Annotated in this window: 27 protein-coding genes; 15 read left to right on the top strand and 12 right to left on the bottom strand. The window is 44.2% G+C overall.

What is annotated here, in order from left to right; genetic code table 11:
* Positions 1 to 46 precede the first annotated feature (46 nt).
* Positions 47 to 1,018: a tripartite tricarboxylate transporter substrate binding protein gene (locus NHB35_RS07230; protein ID WP_353431706.1), complete on the bottom strand. Its 972-nt coding sequence runs from the start codon at positions 1,016 to 1,018 to the stop codon at positions 47 to 49.
* A gap of 162 nt (positions 1,019 to 1,180) precedes the next feature.
* On the opposite strand from NHB35_RS07230, the gene NHB35_RS07225 reads away from it, so the two are divergent.
* On the top strand, positions 1,181 to 1,369 hold the full coding sequence (locus tag NHB35_RS07225; protein ID WP_028819023.1) for a hypothetical protein: 189 nt from the start codon (positions 1,181 to 1,183) through the stop codon (positions 1,367 to 1,369).
* Positions 1,370 to 1,424: 55 nt separating this feature from the next.
* On the opposite strand, the gene NHB35_RS07220 is transcribed toward NHB35_RS07225, so the two are convergent.
* Entirely contained in the window at positions 1,425 to 1,718 is a 294-nt protein-coding gene (locus NHB35_RS07220) for a DUF1330 domain-containing protein (RefSeq protein WP_353431705.1), read from the bottom strand.
* Here NHB35_RS07220 and NHB35_RS07215 point away from each other — a divergent pair.
* Positions 1,708 to 2,052, top strand: coding sequence for a cupin (locus NHB35_RS07215; RefSeq protein WP_353431703.1), 345 nt, complete (start codon positions 1,708 to 1,710; stop codon positions 2,050 to 2,052). The two genes, NHB35_RS07220 and NHB35_RS07215, sit on opposite strands and share 11 nt — an antisense overlap.
* Before the next feature lie 41 nt (positions 2,053 to 2,093).
* Positions 2,094 to 2,972 (top strand): 3-hydroxyisobutyrate dehydrogenase, encoded by an 879-nt coding sequence (gene mmsB, locus NHB35_RS07210; RefSeq protein WP_353431702.1) that lies wholly within the window; start codon positions 2,094 to 2,096, stop codon positions 2,970 to 2,972.
* Between the two features lie 11 nt (positions 2,973 to 2,983).
* On the opposite strand, the gene selD is transcribed toward mmsB, so the two are convergent.
* From selD to NHB35_RS07190, 4 genes are read right to left on the bottom strand one after another with little or no spacing between them, the layout of a single operon-like run.
* Positions 2,984 to 4,054 (bottom strand): selenide, water dikinase SelD, encoded by a 1,071-nt coding sequence (gene selD, locus NHB35_RS07205; protein ID WP_353431701.1) that lies wholly within the window; start codon positions 4,052 to 4,054, stop codon positions 2,984 to 2,986.
* A 32-nt stretch (positions 4,055 to 4,086) separates the two neighbouring features.
* Entirely contained in the window at positions 4,087 to 4,662 is a 576-nt protein-coding gene (locus tag NHB35_RS07200; RefSeq protein ID WP_353431700.1) for a hypothetical protein, read from the bottom strand.
* Between the two features lie 33 nt (positions 4,663 to 4,695).
* Entirely contained in the window at positions 4,696 to 5,127 is a 432-nt protein-coding gene (locus NHB35_RS07195) for a YbgC/FadM family acyl-CoA thioesterase (RefSeq protein WP_353431699.1), read from the bottom strand.
* An 11-nt stretch (positions 5,128 to 5,138) separates the two neighbouring features.
* A complete protein-coding gene (locus NHB35_RS07190; RefSeq protein WP_353431698.1) occupies positions 5,139 to 5,576 on the bottom strand; it encodes a GNAT family N-acetyltransferase in 438 nt (145 codons plus the stop codon).
* 129 nt (positions 5,577 to 5,705) lie between these two features.
* On the opposite strand from NHB35_RS07190, the gene NHB35_RS07185 reads away from it, so the two are divergent.
* Positions 5,706 to 6,287, top strand: coding sequence for a hypothetical protein (locus NHB35_RS07185; protein ID WP_353431697.1), 582 nt, complete (start codon positions 5,706 to 5,708; stop codon positions 6,285 to 6,287).
* A gap of 85 nt (positions 6,288 to 6,372) precedes the next feature.
* Here the strand turns inward: NHB35_RS07185 and NHB35_RS07180 are convergent, their stop codons facing one another.
* From NHB35_RS07180 to NHB35_RS07170, 3 genes are read right to left on the bottom strand one after another with little or no spacing between them, the layout of a single operon-like run.
* Positions 6,373 to 6,597: a molybdopterin-binding protein gene (locus NHB35_RS07180; protein ID WP_353431696.1), complete on the bottom strand. Its 225-nt coding sequence runs from the start codon at positions 6,595 to 6,597 to the stop codon at positions 6,373 to 6,375.
* 8 nt (positions 6,598 to 6,605) lie between these two features.
* Complete coding sequence (locus NHB35_RS07175) at positions 6,606 to 7,478, bottom strand: substrate-binding domain-containing protein (protein WP_353431695.1); 873 nt, start codon at positions 7,476 to 7,478, stop codon at positions 6,606 to 6,608.
* A 2-nt stretch (positions 7,479 to 7,480) separates the two neighbouring features.
* Positions 7,481 to 8,305, bottom strand: a complete 825-nt coding sequence (locus tag NHB35_RS07170; protein WP_353431693.1) for a substrate-binding domain-containing protein — start codon at positions 8,303 to 8,305, stop codon at positions 7,481 to 7,483.
* An 87-nt stretch (positions 8,306 to 8,392) separates the two neighbouring features.
* Between NHB35_RS07170 and NHB35_RS07165 the strand changes: the two genes are divergently transcribed.
* Together NHB35_RS07165 and modA are read left to right on the top strand one after the other, a co-directional pair.
* Positions 8,393 to 9,415, top strand: coding sequence for a substrate-binding domain-containing protein (locus NHB35_RS07165; RefSeq protein WP_353431691.1), 1,023 nt, complete (start codon positions 8,393 to 8,395; stop codon positions 9,413 to 9,415).
* Positions 9,416 to 9,445: 30 nt separating this feature from the next.
* Positions 9,446 to 10,201: a molybdate ABC transporter substrate-binding protein gene (gene modA / locus NHB35_RS07160; RefSeq protein ID WP_353431690.1), complete on the top strand. Its 756-nt coding sequence runs from the start codon at positions 9,446 to 9,448 to the stop codon at positions 10,199 to 10,201.
* A gap of 24 nt (positions 10,202 to 10,225) precedes the next feature.
* Here modA and NHB35_RS07155 read toward each other — a convergent pair whose 3' ends face one another.
* A complete protein-coding gene (locus tag NHB35_RS07155; RefSeq protein WP_353431689.1) occupies positions 10,226 to 10,846 on the bottom strand; it encodes an FMN-binding negative transcriptional regulator in 621 nt (206 codons plus the stop codon).
* 191 nt (positions 10,847 to 11,037) lie between these two features.
* Here NHB35_RS07155 and NHB35_RS07150 point away from each other — a divergent pair, with 191 nt between their 5' ends.
* Together NHB35_RS07150 and NHB35_RS07145 are read left to right on the top strand one after the other, a co-directional pair.
* Positions 11,038 to 11,280 carry a FeoA family protein gene (locus tag NHB35_RS07150; RefSeq protein WP_215315616.1) on the top strand — a complete coding sequence of 81 codons (243 nt, stop codon included), beginning with the start codon at positions 11,038 to 11,040 and terminating at the stop codon, positions 11,278 to 11,280.
* A complete protein-coding gene (locus NHB35_RS07145) occupies positions 11,273 to 13,186 on the top strand; it encodes a ferrous iron transporter B (protein WP_353431688.1) in 1,914 nt (637 codons plus the stop codon). Before NHB35_RS07150 ends, NHB35_RS07145 begins: the two co-directional genes overlap by 8 nt.
* 97 nt (positions 13,187 to 13,283) lie before the next feature.
* Here the strand turns inward: NHB35_RS07145 and NHB35_RS07140 are convergent, their stop codons facing one another.
* Positions 13,284 to 14,171: a fumarylacetoacetate hydrolase family protein gene (locus NHB35_RS07140; RefSeq protein ID WP_353431687.1), complete on the bottom strand. Its 888-nt coding sequence runs from the start codon at positions 14,169 to 14,171 to the stop codon at positions 13,284 to 13,286.
* 112 nt (positions 14,172 to 14,283) lie between these two features.
* On the opposite strand from NHB35_RS07140, the gene NHB35_RS07135 reads away from it, so the two are divergent.
* From NHB35_RS07135 to NHB35_RS07120, 4 genes are read left to right on the top strand one after another with little or no spacing between them, the layout of a single operon-like run.
* Entirely contained in the window at positions 14,284 to 15,270 is a 987-nt protein-coding gene (locus NHB35_RS07135; RefSeq protein ID WP_353431686.1) for a tripartite tricarboxylate transporter substrate binding protein, read from the top strand.
* Entirely contained in the window at positions 15,270 to 16,070 is an 801-nt protein-coding gene (locus NHB35_RS07130; RefSeq protein WP_353431685.1) for a class II aldolase/adducin family protein, read from the top strand. The genes NHB35_RS07135 and NHB35_RS07130 overlap by 1 nt, the downstream gene beginning before the upstream one ends.
* 18 nt (positions 16,071 to 16,088) lie before the next feature.
* On the top strand, positions 16,089 to 16,487 hold the full coding sequence (locus tag NHB35_RS07125; RefSeq protein ID WP_353431684.1) for a c-type cytochrome: 399 nt from the start codon (positions 16,089 to 16,091) through the stop codon (positions 16,485 to 16,487).
* A 51-nt stretch (positions 16,488 to 16,538) separates the two neighbouring features.
* Positions 16,539 to 17,528 carry a tripartite tricarboxylate transporter substrate binding protein gene (locus tag NHB35_RS07120; RefSeq protein ID WP_353431683.1) on the top strand — a complete coding sequence of 330 codons (990 nt, stop codon included), beginning with the start codon at positions 16,539 to 16,541 and terminating at the stop codon, positions 17,526 to 17,528.
* Positions 17,529 to 17,623: 95 nt separating this feature from the next.
* On the opposite strand, the gene NHB35_RS07115 is transcribed toward NHB35_RS07120, so the two are convergent.
* The gene (locus NHB35_RS07115) at positions 17,624 to 18,622 is read right to left on the bottom strand and encodes a tripartite tricarboxylate transporter substrate binding protein (protein ID WP_353431682.1); all 999 of its coding nucleotides are present in this window, start codon (positions 18,620 to 18,622) and stop codon (positions 17,624 to 17,626) included.
* A gap of 108 nt (positions 18,623 to 18,730) precedes the next feature.
* On the opposite strand from NHB35_RS07115, the gene NHB35_RS07110 reads away from it, so the two are divergent.
* The 3 genes from NHB35_RS07110 to NHB35_RS07100 are packed head-to-tail and all read left to right on the top strand — an operon-like array spanning position 18,731 to position 20,842.
* Positions 18,731 to 19,015, top strand: a complete 285-nt coding sequence (locus NHB35_RS07110; RefSeq protein ID WP_353431681.1) for a SemiSWEET transporter — start codon at positions 18,731 to 18,733, stop codon at positions 19,013 to 19,015.
* Between the two features lie 48 nt (positions 19,016 to 19,063).
* Positions 19,064 to 19,756 (top strand): fumarylacetoacetate hydrolase family protein, encoded by a 693-nt coding sequence (locus NHB35_RS07105; RefSeq protein ID WP_353431680.1) that lies wholly within the window; start codon positions 19,064 to 19,066, stop codon positions 19,754 to 19,756.
* 15 nt (positions 19,757 to 19,771) lie between these two features.
* Complete coding sequence (locus NHB35_RS07100; protein WP_353431679.1) at positions 19,772 to 20,842, top strand: alpha/beta hydrolase; 1,071 nt, start codon at positions 19,772 to 19,774, stop codon at positions 20,840 to 20,842.
* Positions 20,843 to 20,852 lie beyond the last annotated feature (10 nt).

The following is a 20,852-nucleotide window of genomic DNA, read 5'->3' as shown; positions in this document are numbered from 1 at the left end:
TATATTTTGTGTCTCTTATTTTGTTTTAAGTTTTATTGAATAGCTTTTAATCTAGCTTTGCGCCTGATTTCTTGACAACATCATGCCAGCGCACAACTTCTTGGTTGATAAAAGTGTTTAATTCGGCGCGGGTCATTTTGGGAACGGTCGCCCCCATGCCTGCCCAACGTTCTTTAATATCTGGCGAGGCGAGAGCGGTTTGGACTTCGGAACTCATTTTGTCGACGATATCTTTTGGGGTGCCTTTAATGGCCCAAAGCGCATACCAGCTAGAAACAACGAAATTACTGATGCCGAGCTCTTGAGCCGTTGGGACATTTGGGAAAGCGGGGCTACGTTGATTGCTGGCAACAGCGACTGCAATTAATTGACCGCTTTTAATAAAAGGTGCAGCACCAGCAAGGGTGTCAAACATCATATCCACTTGACCGGCGACAAGGTCTTGTAGCGCTGGTCCAGTGCCGCGATAAGGGATATGTGTAATAAATAATTTATTCTGAATCTTAAATAGCTCGCCTGTTAGGTGCTGTGAAGTTCCATTTCCGGTTGAGGCGTAGTTATATTTACCTGGATGTTTACGAATTTCTTCAATGATGGATTTCAAATCATTCTTAGGAAACTTTGTCGGGTTGACAACAATGACATGTGGCACGCTACCGATAATTGCAATCGGCTCAAAATCCTTAGTGATGTCATACGAAAGATTTTGATACATGCTGGGGGCAATGGAATGATGAACTGCGCCTAGTAACCAGGTATATCCATCTGGTGCCATTTTTGCCGCAGCTGCAGCACCAACAGTGCCACCTGCACCACCTCGGTTATCCACCACAATCGAGTCATTTAATTGAACCGAAAGTTGCTTAGCCAAGGGGCGCCCAAAGGCATCTACAGCGCCACCGGGAGGAAAAGGGTTGATAAATGTAATCGGGCGATTGGGAGCGGGCCAAGAGCCCGTTTGGGCGAATCCCAAGCCAGAAAGTAGGCTGATAGCTAATAAAAGTAGGATTTTTTTCATGATTATTGTGGTTTTTCCAGATTTTCTCTAATTAAAGCATGTTGCCCAAAATGCCGCTTCTAAGAGTTATCCCTGATGAAAATGACCGTTTTTTGCACTTTTTATAGGGATATACTGATTTCGCTGTAGGTATGACTATTTACTTGATTAATGGGAGACGAGATGTCACAACACGATACATTGTTAGCTGCTTTTGAAACTTATAAGGCTGAAAACGAAAAGTTTATTGAAAAAGGTATTAAGGCATCTGCTGCTCGCGCCCGTAAGGCCTTGCAAGAGATTGCAGGTGCTTGCAAAGAGCGTCGCAAAGAAATCACTGCTGCAAAAGAAGCAATGGAAGCTAAGAAATAATTCTTACCCTAATTGATCAAAAAAGCCTGGCTCACAAAGCTGGGCTTTTTTGTTTCTAGCCCTCGACTCCAAAAAGAGTTAACTTCATCGCCTGACTGCGAATCTTTAGAAGACTTTGATATTCAGTGCTATGTGCCCAAGCATGTGCGGCTTCTTTGCTTGGAAAGTGTAATTCAACACAGGCGCTAAATGCCTCACACCCAAGTTCATTCCAAAATACTTCGGTTAGTGAGCCTCTAAACTCGATACTGCCTTTATATTGTTCAACGGTCTTACCAACTTGAGCGCGATATTGCTCAAAAGCGGAATGGTCTGTAAGCTTAATTAAGCCGATGACTTTGACTGCCATAGTATTCATGTCCTTTAAGAAAGAGGCTGCTGAAAATAGTGTATATCCACGCTATAGTTTGATTATGAATAAAGATCAATTTTTACAAGAATTGTTTCAGTTAGGGTATCCAGAGCCCGTTGAGGTAACGCAACCACCTAGTGGTCATCTTGATAACCATACTCACCCATTTGCGGTTCGTGCACTCGTGGTTGATGGATATATTGAAATTGAATCGAATAACGGATCAATAAAATATCAAGCAGGGGATATGTTTGAGCTGGCGTATGAGCAGCCTCATTCTGAAACTTATGGTCCTGCAGGAGTTAAGTATCTGGCATCGCGCAAGCAATGAACAATAAAAACAATTGAGTACTGAAGAAAGTTAGGATCAATATGAAAATCGGATTTATCGGGTTAGGTAATATGGGTTTACCTATGGCAATCAATCTATTAAAAGCGGGTCATGAGGTAACTGGCTTTGATCTAGTGCAAGGACAGATTGATGCATTTGCAGTAGCAGGGGGCAAAGTGGCCAAGAGTGCCAACTCGACAGCCGATCGAGCCGATGTTGTCATTAGTATGCTGCCTGCTTCACGTCACGTGGAAGGCTTGTATCTTGGCGCGAATGGTTTGATAGCTCATGCCAACCCCAAGACTCTATTGGTCGATTGCTCAACGATTTCACCAAAAGTTGCGCAGGCTGTTGCAGCAGAGGCGAAGGCTAAGGGTTTCGCGATGGTTGATGCACCTGTGTCAGGTGGTACTGCGGGTGCTCAAGCAGGAACATTGACTTTTATGGTTGGTGGAGAAAATTCCGTTGTGGAATGCCTACGTCCAATCCTGGAAAAGATGGGCAAAAACATTTTTCATGCGGGTGGAAGCGGCGCAGGTCAGACAGTAAAAGTGTGCAATAACATGCTCTTGGGTATTCAGATGCTGGGGACCAGCGAGGCGTTACGTTTGGGCATCGCGAATGGTATGGATCCTAAGGTGCTCTCGGACATTATGTCTAAGAGTTCAGGCCGTAATTGGGCGCTGGAGTTATACAACCCTTGTCCTGGCGTAATGGAAAATGTTCCTTCATCAAAGGGCTACGCTGGCGGATTTGGAGTAGACCTCATGCTCAAAGATATGGGTTTGGCAATAGAGAATGCTCAAGATCTTGGCGCAAGCGTTCCGCTTGGAAGATTATCTAGACAGCTTTACGAGTCTCACAGTAAGGCTGGAAATGGTCAGCTCGATTTCTCAAGCGTATTTAATCTCAAAGACTAACTTAAGAATACTTACGAAACAGCCAAAGGCTTGCCTTGGCGTTTGCTCATTTGACCAATCACGCGAGCGCCTAAAAAGTGATGTTGGTTAAAGACATCCAACACCTCTTTTACAGATTCAGGGCTGCATGATACTAATAAACCACCACTGGTTTGAGGGTCAGTTAAGAGGGCGCGTTGCGCTGTAGTGAAATTCGTAGGAATGCTAACCTCGTCGCCATAGCTTAGCCAATTACGGTCGGAGGCTCCAGTGATTACCCCATCATCTGCGAGATTCTGAACATTAGAAAGCAAGGGTACCTGACTCCAATCAATATGAGCTGTGCAATTAGAGGCACGAGCCAACTCGAGAGTGTGACCTGCTAAGCCAAAGCCAGTGACATCGGTTAATGCATGTACACCACTGATTTTTGCTAAGTCTGGACCGGCAGAATTGAGTTTCGTGGTGTTAGAAATCATTTCACGATATCCGTCTGGACCGAGTAGATCTTTCTTGAGGGCGGCCGATAAAATACCTACGCCTAGTGGCTTACCCAGAATGAGGACATCTCCGGGTTGAGCGCTGGCATTACTTTTGACGCGCTTAGGATCAACGATGCCAATGGCAACTAGTCCATAGATCGGTTCAACTGAATCAATTGTGTGACCGCCAGCAATCGGTATGCCTGCGCTTCTGCAAGCTTCAGCTCCGCCTTCCATAATTCTGGCAATCGTTTTATTGGACAGTACTTTAATAGGCATACCAACTAATGCGAGGGCAAAGAGTGGTGTTCCGCCCATAGCGTAGATGTCGCTAATCGCATTAGTGGCGGCTATTTTTCCAAAATCAAATGGATCATCCACGATGGGCATAAAAAAGTCAGTCGTAGCAACGATCGCCTGCGATTCATTGATTTGATATACAGCAGCATCATCTGAGGTTTCAATGCCAATCAAGAGCTCTTTAGGAAAAGGCAATTGCGGAACATTCTTCAGAATTTCAGAGAGAACGCCGGGAGCGATTTTGCAACCACAACCACCTCCATGAGAGAGGGAGGTAAGGCGTGGCTCAATGAATTCGCCAGAGTTATTTGGTGTGGACATGTTGGCTATTTTAGCCAATCAGGCTTCTGGTACTAGGGATTCCAAAGATTGGGAACTAGAGTATTGGCATAGCCTGATACGAAAGATTTCTCGGCGCCAGTGATTGGATCGAAGACAGAGCGCTGAATTCTGCCGATATTGCCACCATAGACATGAATACTGATCGAAGTTTGATTGGAAAGATTGTTTTCCACCACATGGATATCGTGTGTATTAGGAGAAACGGTATCGACATGCCCTGGCGGACAGATGCAAGAAGCGCCCGCTTTAAAGCCCCCATCTGCCTGACGATAGAAGGGGGTTCCTTTTTCTTCACCACGTAATTGCCCAACCATGCCCCAAACGGTATGGTTATGTAAGGGCGTCTTTTGTCCAGGGCCCCAGACAAAACTTACAATGGAGAACCGATCTAATGGGTCTGCATACAAAAGATATTGCTGGTAATACTGTGGATGTGGCTTTGTAAATTCCGTAGGAAGCCAGTCATCTACCGCAATCAGATTCTCGAGCAGTTTTTTACCCTTGGTAAAAATAATTTCCTCATTGGGATTCTGATCAAGTAGTCGACTTAATTCTTTAACAAAGGTGAGAAGCTTGCTATCAGCCATCATTTTCTCCATCGTAGAAATAGCTCTAGCCTGTCAGTCCTGAAACAGCCAATCAGGCCAAGCCTTCGGTTTGAGAGTATTGGTATCAACGCAGACTATGTGAAGTGTAGCGCTGGCAATTACTTGCATTTCATTGCTATCTGGAAGCTTGCGTTGAGCGGTCTGTTTGACGCTCACTTGTGTACGACCGCGATGCTCGATCACTTGGTCAATATGCAAAAGATCATCTAGTCTGCCAGGCTTATAGAAGTTCATGGTGAGTTCGCGAACTGGCATCACAATATTGAATTCATTCATGAGCTTAGTCGGGCTCTGACCGCGTTGGGCCAGCCATTCAGCACGGCTACGCTCAAAAATTTCAAGATAGCGACCGTGATAAACAAAACCTGCTGCATCGGTATCCGAATAACAAACACGATGAACGTAAGTAAAGACAGAGGGATTTGGATTGGGGGTGGCAGTCATAGAAAGCAAGTCTAAGTTGGTAATACCATCATCATATTACGGTGAGGGATACCCGCTTCATCGTAGATTGGGCCACTCGTTATAAAACCAAGTTTTTCATAGAATGGAATTGCGTTTACTTGGGCATGCAATATGAGGGAGAAAACACCTTTTGATTGGGCGGCCTCAATCAACACCCTCATGATTTGACGACCTAGCCCTTTATTGCGAAAAGAGCTCAAAATCGCCATACGCCCAATTTGACCAGATCCGTCACTATGTGTATGTAATCGAGCTGTCCCAATACAGTTATTCTCAGAGTAAGCGAGGACATGCAAGGCAATCGGGTCAATTTCATCGATTTCAAGATCCTCTGGTACCTTCTGTTCAAGGATAAAAACCTCACGCCTGACCCGGAAGGCGTCTTTTCGAGCTTCTTGCCACGGTTTAATGAGGATGTCTAAATGCATAGGTTTGTTGAGGATAGCTCTCTCAATTTAACAAATTAATCTCTGATTGGAGTCTGATTAATTATGGTTACAATAAAATTAGCGATTCGTCCTTGAATCCATAAACCCTTTATTCAATTAGGAGTTACTTTGAAGAAATCTTTACTTGCTAGCTTATTTGCCGCTATTGGTATTGCCTTTACCGCCTCGGCCTTTGCTCAATTGCCTACAAAAATGTTGCCTTTGGCTGCTGATGTAGTTGTTCTTAGTGCAACTGTAGATTCAGTAGATGCAAAAAAACGTATTGTTGTCTTAAAAGATGCGAATGGAAATTTGGCGCAGATGAACGTAGCTAAGTCTGTAAATGATTTAGATAAAGTTAAGAAGGGCGATGTTTTCTTGGTTGAGCATGCCCAAGCGATTGCAGTTGGATTAACTGCTGCCGCTAAAGATGCCAAGCCAGGTGTTTCTGGTGTGCGTTCAGTTGTGATTGCTGGTAAAGGATCTGCAAAACCATTCGAAGAGACTACCGATACGATTTATGCAACAGTAAAGATCGGCACTATCGATCAAAAAACTCGCATCGTCACTTTCACAATGCCTAATGGTGAGAAACAAAAAGTGAAGGTTGATCCAAGCGTACTCGGTCTTGAGAAATTTAAAGCCGGTGATGATGTCATGGTTGAGTTCGTTGACGACACCGCGATTGGCTTTGCAACACCTAAGAAGTAATTCTTAATTTGTAATTACTGGATAAATCCAGTTAAAAGAAAAGCCCGCATTTGCGGGCTTTTTCTATTGAGCAATTGAATATTGATTAAGCTTCTTTTGCTACCATCACATCAGAGGCTTTAATGACCGCCCATGCTTGATCGCCTACTTTAAGATTGAGCTCGCTAACCGCTTCGTTAGTGATTGAGGCAGTCACAATATGGCCTCCTCCAATATCTAACTTCACGTGAGAAGTGGTTTGACCCATTTTGAGCTCAACGACCTTGCCGCTAAGGGTATTACGAGCGCTTAACTTAACTTTCAGTTCCATATTTTCTCCTAATGAACATATTGCTTGGCATATGTAGCATCATTATAGAGAGGCTCTTTGTACTTTGATTTACCGTAATCGCGAATAATCTTTTGACCTTCATTCGAAGATACAAATTGAATGAATTTCACGGCAATATCTCGATTGGCGGTTGCTCCTACTGGGGCAGCGAGAGCGTCATAAGTATTGACTAAAAATGCGTCGCCACGATAAAGAATCTGTAGATTTGGCGCAATATCTTTTTCTGCTACCCAAGTGCTGCTATCGGTCATGAAATAAGCATCTTCAGCATTAGCCTTTTTGAGGGATGCAGTCATAAAATCATTGGTGACGATATACCATGAGCCATTAGGATTGATGCCAGCCTTCTTCCAGATATCCATTTCCTTTTGGTGAGTTCCGGAATTATCGCCCCTAGAAATGAAATTGCTTTGAGTGCTGGCGATTCTGGAATAGGAATTCGCACCGCTAGAAGCTGTCTTGATGCTGGCTGGATCATTTTTGGGTCCAACAATATAAAACTCATTTGATCCAATTAATGTCCTATTGACTGCCCATCCCTCGGCGATGGCTTTGTTGACCGCATCCGGTGCATGCACCATGATCATGTCAACCTGCGCATTTTTGAGTAGCTTTAAAGAGGCACCACTACCTGCTTTGATCCAGATTAAGCGAGCACCTTCTTTTTTATCAAAAGCCTCCCCTAAGGCTTGAAGAAGTCCTAGCTCCCCAGGACTTCCAGTGGCCAAAGTAAAGCTTTTGACACCTTTGCCATAAACGGCCTCTGGGGTAAGTGGGTTACTTTGCGCCATGGCTAGTTGGGATCCAGTGCTAACTAATAGACCTAGAAATATTGCCTTTAATGTAAGTGCTAAGCGCATGATTATTTCTTGGCATTAGGGAAGAAGAGTTGTTCGCCACCAATTTGATAGCTGGCAATTACATCTTGACCATTTTTAGAAACTAGCCAATCAATAAATGCCTGACCCTCTGCTTTTTTCACGGATGGGAATTTGGCTGGGTTCACCAACATCACGCCATATTGATTAAAGAGTTTTGGGTCACCCTGAACGAGGATTGTCAGGTCACCACGATTTTTAAAGCTTAACCAAGTGCCTCTGTCGGCAAGGATGTAGCCATTCATAGCGGAGGCGGTATTGAGAGCAGGGCCCATGCCTGAGCCGGTTTCCTTGTACCAAGATTGGCTTGGTGAGACAGCAATGCCTGCGCCTTTCCAGTAGCGGAGTTCAGCAGCATGAGTGCCACTCTTATCGCCACGAGAGACAAATGGCGCCTGTGCAGCAGCAATTTTCTGAAGAGCTGCCTGAATATCTTTGCCACCACCCACTTTCGCAGGATCGGATTTAGGCCCAATTAATATAAAGTCGTTGTACATCACTTCATAGCGTTTAGTCGCATAGCCATCTTGTACAAATTGCTCTTCAGCAGGTTTGTCATGAACAAAGATCACATCAGCATCACCGCGACGACCAATATCTAATGCCTGACCAGTGCCAACAGCGACAACTTTGACATCAATGCCGGATTTCATCTTAAAGATAGGCAGGATGTATCCAAATAAGCCGGATTGTTCTGTAGAGGTGGTGGACGAAACAATGATGCTCTTATCTTGAGCATGAACGTTCGGCGTCAATATAAATCCAAGGCATGCAAGGCTTAGTAAAAACGACTGGAATAATTTTTTCATGAAATACCTCATACAAATACATAGGGGGTTGAGCAAATTTGTATCATCGCATACATTTATACTTAATGAATATGCAAAAAATTACATATGCGAATAGAAACTAGACCAATCCTTATTCTGAATACCCAAGATCCAGAGAAGGATGCTATTGATCTTTACTGGTTAGTAGGGTTATTGAAGGATATCCGCGGCGGCAGTTCATTAGTGTTGGCGAGCAAGAACTCTGGCATCTCATATCGTGGAGTTTGGGGGAAATTGAATCAGATAGAGGCAAGCCTTGGCATACCTTTAATGATTCGTACCAAAGGTCACGGATCTAAATTGACGGAGTTCGGCTCATTTCTGTGTCAATTTATTGAAGAAATGCAAGGGTCATACTCGCAGCATGGAGTGGGTTACCAAGATGCTTTGCAAAGAGAAATTAAGAAACATCAAAAAATAGAGAGTGCTCGCTGGAATTTTTACTCCAGCAGTGATTCGATTATTCAGAAGGCCGTTGCTGAAGTGAGGGGATTTGGTTTAAAGATTGCAGGTTCTGGAGAGTCTTTAGAGCAACTATTGAGTAACAATGCCCACATTGCCGGGTACCATGTATCAGATGAAAAAAGTTCTCAGATTATTCATCAACGATTACGCAAACACAATATTGAAATATTTCCGGTAATGAAGCGAACACAAGGCTTTATCGTGAAGAAGGGGAATCCTTTTCATATTCAAACGATCGAGGATTTGCTAAACCCTAAAATTCGTTTCATTAACCGTCAAATAAGCTCTGGTACGAGGCTATTGCTTGACACCTTGCTGTTGGAGCAAGGTATTGAGCCTACAGACATTAATGGTTACCTTCATGAAGAATTTACCCATTCAGCGGTTGCTAATGCAATTTTGGCTGGCAAGGCTGACGTTGGCATTGGAGTTAAGAATATTGCATTAGAAAATGGACTGGGTTTCGTGCCCCTAAAAGACGAGATATTTTTTATTGCAATGCATAAAGATATGCTCGCTCATCCAGAGTCATCTAAGTTAATTCGTAAGATTCGTAGTTATTCAGGTAGTGCCTCAGGCTATAAATCTATTAGCCTGAATCGCCAAGTTCAAAATTGGCTCTAGATTGAGTAATTAGATAGAATGGCTTTGCCTATGTCACTTTTCTCAACTTCACTGCTTGTTCCTCTTTTGTTATGCGCAAACCTAGCATTTGCACAGGGCACTACCGTTGCTGTTGCCGCCAATATGAAAGATGCTTTTACTGAAATTGCCTCTGCTTTTAAATCAACTAGCAAGTCCGATATGAGGGTAGTGTATGGCTCGTCAGGTAATTTCACTGCTCAGATCATGAATGGCGCACCATTTAATTTGTTTATTGCGGCTGATGAGCATTTCCCGATGGAGCTCTATAAGAATGGCAAGACGATTGATGAGGGGGTAGTTTACGCCGTAGGTAAATTGGCTTTAATTGCGAAAAACAATTCAGGAATTGTTTTGTTAGATAACAAAGTGGAGTTGGCAAAAGCCATCACCAAGGCTAACAAAGTTGCGATTGCCAAGCCAGAGTTAGCGCCCTATGGAAAGGCGGCGGTTGAATTTCTGAAAGCCGAAGGACTATGGGATCTTGCAAAAGATAAGTTGGTTTACGGAGATAATATCGGGGTTGCGACGACTTATGTTGTTACCGGTGCAGCAGAGATTGGCTTTACTGCACTTTCTCTTGCAAAGTCACCTGAGGTGACTAAAGAAACGACTTCCATTTTGCTGAACCCTAGTCTCTATGAGCCTATTAGGCAAAGAATGGTGCTGATCAAGGGTGCGCCACAGGACGCAAAGGATCTATATCGATTTATGCAGGGTGCTCAGGCTAGGGCGATTTTAGTTAAATACGGTTACGCAAAGCCTTAGTTATTACCTTAGTTTCTCAACGCCTTAAGACTTCATGTATTGGCGCATTGCCTGCAACATCTCTTGAGGCGATTGGTCTAACTGATCTACCACTGCGGCATAGTCTTCCGGGGGGCGATTTTGGCTGAGCTTAAATTTACCAACTAGATTCTGAATATCGATTTCAATCCCGACAATCGCTTTCAGCATGGTCTGCACATATTCTTCTGGAGCATCATCTAGCCTCCAGTTGGATTGATAGGTGGGCTCATGAATATCAGTCATTTGAGCTACATGACTTCTAAGCCATTGTGCATCTTCAATGAGCTTGATACTGCCTTGTGCATGAACAACCGCATAGTTCCAGGTTGGCACCACTTTGCCAGACTCTTTTTTTGATGGATACCACGCGGGGGTGATGTATGCATTAGGACCATTAAAGATTGCAGCAACTGCTGTATCTGAACTCTGCGCAATCTTCATGAGTGGATTCATTCTGGCGATGTGGCCATGCAACTTCTTTTTATCAGTACTTAACATCAAGGGTAGGTGATTGACCTCTAGCTGGCCATGAAGCTTGCCAACAAGAGTGGCGAGTGGGTACTCTTGGATGAGTTGTGCTAGTAGTGCTTGGTCATCTACAGCAAAGTGTTTTGGCAGGTACATGTCGAGTGATGTTTAAGAGTTTTAATTAGTATGCATTAGTGCACATACTTTTGTTTTGGATCAAGCATTGATGGCTAAAAATGGCGCATTATTGCACTGAAATCCCATCATTTTGCATGAATGATATTCATTCTCATTTGTCGCTATAATGAACTATCAGCAGGCAAAATCAAACGTATTGAATACATTCCATGAATTTAGACCAAGTCAGTCTAGGCAGTCTTTATCGGGTGAGCGTTGTTAACGCACCCAAAGGTGCCCCTCAAATTAAGGGACAGTTGGAAGACATTGGCTTTTTGCCGGGCGAGCAGGTCACCTTATTGCGTAAGGGTCTGCTAAAAAAAGGACCCTATCTTGTTCGTGTCGGCGCCTCGACATTCGCTTTGCGCCACTCTGAAGCACGCATGATTGAAGTGGAGTTGGTTAATGGCTGAGTCCACAGTTCATTTTTTCCCAAGCGAGCCTCTCGTTGCGTTATTGGGTAATCCCAATTGTGGAAAAACTGCGCTATTTAATTTACTCACTGGAAGTCGACAAAAGGTCGCTAATTACTCTGGCGTGACGGTTGAGCGCAAAGAAGGGCGCTTAACTTTAGCCTCAGGAAAAAATGTTCGTATATTAGATCTGCCTGGTGCTTACAGCCTCTACCCTAGATCGCTTGATGAGCGTGTTACTTGTAATGTGCTGATGGGTCGAGCAGAAGGTGAGAAGCGCCCTGATTTGGTTTTATGTATTTTGAGTGCGATGAACTTGCGCCGAAATCTACGTCTAGTATTGGCTGCAAAGCGCTTGGGTTTACCCTGCGTAGTCGTTCTCAATATGCTCGATATCGCTAAGCGCCAAGGCTTAGAGATTGATACGACGGCACTTTCAAAAGAACTGGGTTTGCCGGTTGTAACCAGTGTGGGTATCCAGGCCAATGGGGCTGATCAAATTAAGTCATTTTTGACTGAATTAGACTGGCGCAATCTCAATGCGCTGCGCACAGGCACTGGTGATGCCACTCTTGAAAATGTTGCCTCACATATCGCTCACGCTGAGGCTGACAATGTGCAGGTGCAACGTATCCTGCAAAACTTAGGCTTAGATCAAATCATTCCTGATCGTCTCAGTGATCGATTGGATTCGGTCTTATTGCATCCAGTATTAGGCCCGACTATTTTGGTAGTTCTACTCTTTTTTATATTCCAGGCAGTATTTAGTTGGGCTACCGTTCCGATGGAAATGATTAAGGCATCAGTTGAATATCTCGGCGGTCAAATTGGCGATATTCTTCCAGATACATGGCTGCGTAGTTTGTTGATCAACGGCATTCTGGCGGGTCTTGGTGGTGTGGTGATTTTCTTGCCTCAAATCTTGATTTTGTTTTTCTTTATTTTGTTGCTCGAAGAGTCTGGTTATTTACCAAGGGCCGCATATCTATTGGATAGGGTAATGGGGTCTGTAGGCTTGTCTGGCCGATCATTCATTCCTTTACTTTCGAGCTTTGCATGTGCGATTCCTGGAATCATGGCGACGAGAAGTATTTCGAATGCACGCGATCGCTTGGTAACCATTTTGATTGCGCCCATGATGACTTGTTCGGCGCGTTTGCCGGTATATGCACTGTTGATCTCTGCATTCATTCCTCAACAAAAGCTTTGGGGCAATATTGATTTGCAGGGCCTGGTTTTATTCTTGCTTTACCTTGCTGGAATATTGGGAGCAATGGCAGTTGCATGGGTCTTAAAGCGCTTTGCGAGTGAGCAGTTCCGCACCAATGTATTAATGATGGAGTTGCCGAGCTATCACCTTCCCCGATTGGGTAACCTGGCCATCAGCTTGTGGCAGCGCGCAGAAATATTCTTGCGCCGAGTTGGTGGCGTTATCTTAGCGATGACAATTGGCCTGTGGGTACTTTCTAGTTTTCCATTGCCCCCAGAAGGCGCGAGCTTGCCACCGATTCAGTACAGTTTTGCTGGCATGCTGGGCGAAGCGCTTGCGCATATCTTTTCGCCTATTGGATTTAATTGGCAAATCAGTATTGCCTTAGTGCCAGGAATGGCTGCGCGTGAGGTAGTAGTGAGCTCATTAGCTACGGTTTATGCCTTATCTAGCTCAAGCGCAGATACTGCCGAGGCATTGATACCGCTGATTTCGAGTGATTGGTCATTGGCTACAGCACTTTCCTTATTGGCGTGGTTTGTGTTCGCTCCGCAGTGCCTATCTACTATTGCTGCAGTTAAGCGTGAAACTGGTGGATGGAAAATTCCAGCGGTGATGTTAAGTTATCTATTTGGACTGGCATATATCGCCTCCTTCATTACCTATCGCATCGCTATTCATTTTGGCTTGGGATGATTGGGATCAGCATTTATGCTTGATGCCTATTTAGCAAAGCAAAAGTCACCCTAGGGTGACTTTCTTTATTGAGAAAGCGAACTACTTATCAGAGAATTTACTCAGCAATAAAAGTATTCTCAAGCTTACCAATACCACCCATTTCGACAACGACGACATCGCCATTAACCAAATATTTTGGCGGCTTAAATCCGATACCAACCCCAACTGGTGTGCCGGTAGCAATAAGGTCCCCAGGGTAGAGAGTGATACCCGCTGAAACAGTGGCGATCATATTCGGTATATTAAAGATGAAGTCCTTGGTATTGGAGTTCTGACGCAGTTCACCATTGACCCAGCACTTGACTGGAATGTCATCATGTTTCACCTCATCAGCCGTAACTACCCATGGGCCCATTGGGCAGAAAGTATCAAAGCTTTTGCCTAAAAACCATTGTTTATGACGTTGTTGCCAATCACGTGCAGTAACATCGTTAATCGCAGTGTAGCCCCAGACATGCTTCAATGCGTCTGCCTCGCTAATGCCTTTTCCGCCTTTGCCGATCACGATAGTTAATTCAGCTTCATAGTCAATGCAAGTTGAAACAGCTGTCGGGATGATGACATTCGTATTTGGACCTGTTACAGCCTCAGGTGGCTTAGTAAAGAAAATCGCGTGCGATGGAATATCTTCTCCTGGTTTTGCACTACCATCAAAGCCGCTATTGGAAAACTCTTTAGCGTGTTCGTGATAGTTTTTACCAACACAGAAAATATTTCTACGAGGACGAGGTACGGGAGCAAGTAAGCGTATATCACTCATTGCATGGGTTGCTGCAGGCTTAGGTTTTTTGCCTGCTAGATCCGCTTTCAAAATGGCGACGATCCCTTCTTCACTGACATCAACCCCCAAATCTAATTCCTGAATGCTTTTCTCATCTTGGGAAACAATGCCAACGCGAGTTTTAGAAGGCTCTTTGACTAAGGAAAATGCGGCGTATTTCATGATTGCTATCTCCAGTGGGGGTTATGTCTATGCCAACCCTTGTTTATTGTGATCATTCTTATAGTAGGATAAAGAGCATAAATAATAACTAAATTACGATTTAGAGACAAAAATGAGACAAATCTTCATACTTGGCCGTGCGCTAAGCTTCTTTGCGGCATCCATTATTTCTATAACTGCATGTGCGCAAGCACCTGAACCCTGGCCAACAAAACCCATCACTATGGTTGTTCCATTTCCACCAGGTGGCGTTGCTGATGCTGTAGGCAGGCCTGTAGCGGAAGCCTTAACTCGTATCTTGGGTCAACCAGTTGTTGTAGAAAATAAAGCAGGTGCCGGTGGTGGCATTGGTATGGCAGCAGTTGCTAAATCCAAGCCTGATGGCTACACCATTTTGATGGCTTTATCGTCTATTTCGATTATTCCTGAAGCTGACAAAGTGGTGGGGCGCGAACAGTCTTTTCAATTAAATCAACTCAAACCGATTGCACGCTTTACTGCTGACCCAACGGTATTAGTTGTAAGGGCGGATAGCCCCTGGAAAGATTACAAGTCATTTGTGGCTGCAATGCGCGCTAATCCTGGTAAATACAATTTTGGTTCATCAGGCAACTATGGAACAATGCATGTGCCCATGGAGATGCTCAAATCTTCTGAAAAGTTTTATATGGTGCATATTCCCTATACCGGCGCTGGCCCAGCGATTGTGGGTCTTTTGGGTGGGCAAGTAGATGCAATTGCGACAGGACCTTCTTCAATAGTTCAGCAAATCAGAGCGGGTAAAGTTCGCGCCTTGGCACACTGGGGTGATGGCAGATTAGTAAGCATGCCCGAAGTTCCTAGTTTTAAAGAAATGGGCGTGAAGATTGAATTCTCACAATGGGCAGGTTTATTTGTACCAAGTGCCACCCCTGATTACATCACCAATAAGTTACGTGAAGCCGCTAAGCAAGGGGCAAATGATGAGCGTGTACGTTCAGTGATTAATGGCGCAGGAAGTCCAATTCAGTACATGGATGCGCCAGAGTTCAAAGTCTATTGGGATAAAGAGTCCGCACAGATGGGTGAGGTCGTTCGCAAGATCGGCAAGGTTGAGTAATGAAAAAGGTTCTGTTTTTAGCTCTATTGTTTGGTGCAGCAAATGTATTTGCCGCTTCTGTGCAAGAGCAAATGGATCAAGATCCAAAAGTAAAAGCCGTAATTGAAGAGTTAGTGATTGCCAATCATATTTTGTATGACCAAAATGCAGTTGATGGCTATGGACATATCAGTGTGCGTAATCCCGCCAATCCCAATACGTTCTTTTTGGCCAGAAGCGTTGCTCCTTCTACCGTAAAAGTTGAAGATATTATTGAGTTTGATATGAACGGCAAGGCGCTTAATGGCGATACTAGAGTTGCTTATGGTGAGCGTTTTATTCATAGTGGCATTTTGAGGAATCGCCCTGACCTCAATTCAGTGATTCATGGCCATGCGCCACCCATCTTGCCTTACGGTTTAACTGGTACTACTCTAAAGCCCGTGTATCACATGAGCTCCTTTTTGGGCGAAGGTGCCCCGATATTTGAGATTCGTAATTTTGCCAAGCCAAATCCTGATACGGATATGTTTATAAGTAATGTCGAGTTGGGTAATGCTTTATCGCAAGCCATGGGCCTTCAATACTTTGTATTGATGCGTGGTCATAGCTATGCAGCAGGTGGTGACTCAATCAAAAAGGCTGCATTTAGGGCAATCTATGCAATCCAGAATGCCAGCATTCAGTCGGAAGCTATGAAGATAGGGCAGGTGCAATATCTCACTCCTGGCGAAGCTTCGATTTCGCAAGAGACTATTGAAAAGACCATTGGTAGGCCATGGCAACTTTGGTCTGAACGTGTTAAAAAATCACAACCTTAATCTGGAGTTAAATACATCATGAAATGTCAGCATCCTTTACAGCTTATTACGACGATATTTGCCTTGCTTTTTATATCTGGATTGGCAAATGCTCAGTCTGGCGAAAATACCTATAAGCAAGTGTGTGCAAATTGCCATGGGGCAGGCGTATTGAATGCGCCAAAGTTTGGCGACAAGGCAAAGTGGGCACCACTTATTGCCGAAGGGCAAGTAACTCTGACAGCTCATGCATATTTTGGAGTGCGTGGTATGCCGCCCAAGGGAGGTAATCCCAATTTAAGTGTTGAAGGTTTTTCTGATGCGCTGGTTTACATGGTTAATAACTCCGGTGGAAACTGGAAGTCACCAGATGCCAAAACCATTGCCGCAATCAATAAAGAGATTGAGGCTCGCAAAGCGGGAATAAATAAGAAGTAAACATTTTTAAGCACTCAATTAATTCATCAATATAAAAAAGACGGAGACAAGATGAATCAATATATGTTTTGGCGTAAAAAGTGCGCGACCTTAGGTGCAGTCATATTTGCATCCGCATTTGCGCTTACATCAGCGATCGCCCAGCCATTCCCAAACAAGCCAGTCAAAATTATTGTGACTGCAGCGCCTGGCGGAACCACCGATATTGCTTCTCGTGCTTTATCGGATATTTTGGGCAAAGAGTTGGGTCAGCCTGTGATTGTGGAGAATAAGGCAGGTGGCGCTGGCATTATCGGTATTCAGGCATTGTTGGCAGCCCCAGCAGATGGATACACCATGGCGATGGGCAATATTGGCCCAAACGCTATCAACTACAGTCTTTATAAAAACCTCCCATACAAAATGGAAGATATGGAGCCAGTCACTATTGTGATTGCTAATCCAAATGTATTGGTTGTAAACCCTGAAGTTCCCGCTAAGACTGTTGCTGAGCTGGTGGCTTTGGCAAAAGCAAATCCTGGTAAGTATTCATTTGCATCTTCTGGTCGAGGCCAGTCAATTCATATGTCTGGAGAGTTATTTAAGACTCAAGCGGGTATCGATATTATTCATGTGCCATATAAGGGCGCTGGTCCGGCCTTGGCTGATTTATTAGCCGGACAAACGAGCATGATGGTCGATAACCTACCCAGTTCAATGCAGTACATTAAATCTGGGAAGTTACGTGCTTTAGCGGTCACTAGCAAGAATCGTGTTGCAGAGTTGCCAGATGTGCCAACAATGATTCAGTCGGGTTACCCTAACTTTGACGTAACAGCTTGGTTTGGTCTATTTGTTCCAGCGGGAACGCCAAAACCAATTATTGATAAGCTTTATGCGGCTGTAAAAAAATCGCTTGAAACCCCTGAAATCAGGCAGCGCTGGAAAGATCTTGGCGGTTGGGCGGTAGGTGATACACCAGCAAATACCAAACTATTCATTGCAGCTGAAAAGAAGAAGTGGGAGCAGGTAGCTCAGCAAGCAAAAATTGAAGCCGAGTAAAAACGAACTTCATCAGAATTCATTTCAGCATAAAAAATAAGGGGCCTCAATAGGCCCCTTATTGCATCCACCCTTACCAATAAATTAATTAATATTTAATCTGCTTTGATATTGGCATCTTTAATTACTTTGGCCCACATATTGAGCTCACGTGTAATACGTTTGCTAGATTCTGCTGGAGATAAGTAATTTACGTAGACGCCAGCGGCAAGCATGCGCTCTTGCACATCTGGACGTTGCAGGATGGATTTGATCTCGGTACTGAGTTTATAAATGATGGCTTTTGGGGTCCCCGCAGGGGCTTCAATACCAAACATACTGACCACATCAAAGTTGGGCAGACCGGTGGCTTCGGTAATAGTCGGTACATCAGGTAATTGACTAATACGCTTGTTAGTAGTGACTGCTAGCGCTCTTAGCTGACCTGCTTGAATAAACTGCAATGCAGCTGGCACAGTTTCTGACATGGATAAGACTTGACCGCCAACAAGGTCTGTCATTGCAGGGCCGCTACCTTTATATGGAACGTGTAATAAATCTAAGCCCAGTTGATATCTGAACATTTCCATTGCGAGACGTTGGGGTGCACCTGCGCCCGAAGAGGCAAAGGTGAGTTTGCCTGGATTGGCTTTGGCATAGGCAATGAATTCCTTCATGTTCTTCACTGGAACCGAAGGATTTACAACAAACACAAGAGGCACGACACCCACAATCGCAACGGGTGTGAAATCTTTCTCTAAGTTGTACTTGATTTTGTCTTTATCTAAATTACTGTTAATAGAGTGCGAGGTAAGGGCGCCCATTAATAAGGTATATCCATCGGGCGCAGACTTAGCAACCATATCGGCACCAATATTGCCGCTATCTCCCGAGCGATTGTCTGGAACTACTTGTTGCCCAATCGATTTGGAAAGCTCTTGCGCCATGATTCGACCGATAACGTCTGTGGCGCCCCCTGGAGGAAAGGGTATGACTAGTCGTATTGGCTTATCCGGATAATTTTTAACAGCCGAATCGTTCTGGGCGACTACGGGCAGGGAAAAGATTAAGGCGCATGAGGCTACGCCAAACCAGCGAATTAGTTGTTGTCTCATATGTTTTTAGTAATAGTTGAACTGCAGCTCTAATTATCTCCAAAAATAGGCCTAATGCAGCACATTTATGAATTTACCTAGCCAGCCATCTCTAATTACAATCAAAATATGAGCCTTGAACCCCATCAAATTGACATCATTGGTTATTGCGCTGCATTCTTAACTACCATTGCATTTCTGCCTCAGGCCATTTGGTCATGGAGAACCCGAGATCTATCTGGAATATCGCTAGGGATGTATTCCTTATTTACTGCAGGGGTAGGCTTGTGGCTGGTGTATGGCTTGATTATTGAGAAGTGGCCATTGATTCTGGCTAATGCTATGACGTTTGCATTGGCCTTGAGCATCTTGATGCTGAAATTGCGTCATACTGCTACAAGACAGAAGAAATAAAAGACAAAAATTAAAGAAAAAAGCAAAACAATATTAAGAAAGGTTTTTATGAGTTCAGCATTTGTAATTGATCCGCCAGTACAAATTTCTTTGCCTGTTACAGGCGATTCCCGTCGCTTTGCGGTAAACAGAATATATTGCGTAGGCCGTAACTATGCAGATCACGCAAGAGAGATGGGTCATGATCCAGATCGCGAGCCACCATTCTTTTTTATGAAGCCCGCCAACTCTATTGTGACTGATGGTAAAGATATGGCTTACCCAAATTTATCAAACGATGTTCATCATGAGATCGAGATGGTGGTGGCAATTGGTAAAGGTGGCTCTAATATTTCTGCCGATAAAGCTCTAGATCATGTATATGGCTACGGTGTAGGTCTTGATATGACAAGACGAGATCTACAGGGTGAAGCAAAGAAGATGGGGCGTCCTTGGGATACCGGTAAAGCCTTTGATCAGTCTGCCCCTTGTGGCGAGATCACGCCAGTGACTCAATGTGGCCATCCAAGTAAAGGTGCCGTTAAGTTATTGGTGAATGGCGAAGTACGTCAGTCTGGTGATTTAAATCAATTGATTTGGAATGTGCCCGACACGATTGCTTATCTTTCAACTTTATTCACACTTGAACCTGGCGATCTGATTTTTTCAGGAACACCAGCAGGGGTTGGGCCAGTGAAGAAGGGTGATGTTTTGGAAGGTAGCGTTGAGGGATTAAAAAACCTCAAAACCAAAATTGTGTAATTTATTTAGAAGAATATGAAAACGATTCGCGTACTTTCTGCAGTTGCCACCTTATTTGCAGTTTCAGTATTGATTGTATTATTAGCCTCTTGTTCTAATAATCCACCATCAAATACAGCTACAGCTGCCCCAGCCCCGGCATCTCTTTATACCAATGCTACCTCTCTCGATTTGCGTTTGAGCGCCTGGCCATATCCATACCCAACTAAAGAATTTAAGACAAGCTTGCAAGGAGTGCCCGCAAGCATGGTGTATATGGATGTTGCCGCTAGGGGTAAGCAAAAGGGCGTGGTGTTGCTATTTCATGGCAAGAATTTTTCAAGTGATTACTGGGCGCCAACGATTGCAGGCTTGACGCAAGCAGGTTATCGCGTCATTGCTCCCGATCAAATTGGGTTCGGTAAATCCTCGAAGCCCAATGTGTCATATCACTTTGATGATTTGGCAGCCAATACCAAAGCTTTGCTTAAGTCCTTGGGTATAAATCAAGTATCCGTGATTGCAAATTCAATGGGCGGTATGGTTGGCATTCGATTTGCACGCTTGTATCCGAAAACAGTGCAAAAACTGGTCCTTGAAAATCCATTAGGTCTAGAGGATTACAGCAAGGATATACCACCACAACAGAACGATAATTTATTGAAGCTCGAAATGGCGCAAACTGAGACAAGCTATCGTCGTTTCTTGCAAAGCTATTTCCCTGATTGGCAACCTGCTTATGAAAAGTTTGTAGAAGTCTATGTTCGCGTACAGAAGGGCCCTGACTATCCTGCCTATGCGATGACCTCGGTATTAACTTACCAAATGATTGCCGAGAAGCCGGTGGTCAATGATTTGCCAGAGCTCAAAATGCCAGTATTGCTGGTGATTGGTCAAAAAGATCGCACAGTTTTTGGCAGACGCTTTGCTCCACCAGAGGCTGTGAGGTCATTGGGTAACTTCCCTGAGTTAGGTAAAAAAGCTCAGGCAGTGATTCCAAATGCGAAGCTGGTGCCAATTGATAATGTGGGCCATGTTCCGCACGTTGAAGTGCCTGATTTATTCGTAACTACGGTTGTGCAGTTCTTAAATCAAGCGAAGAGCTAAAACTTAGAAA

Source organism: Polynucleobacter sp. MWH-UH23A (assembly GCF_040409805.1).
Lineage (GTDB): Bacteria > Pseudomonadota > Gammaproteobacteria > Burkholderiales > Burkholderiaceae > Polynucleobacter.
This window is presented reverse-complemented; position numbering and strand designations above follow the sequence as displayed.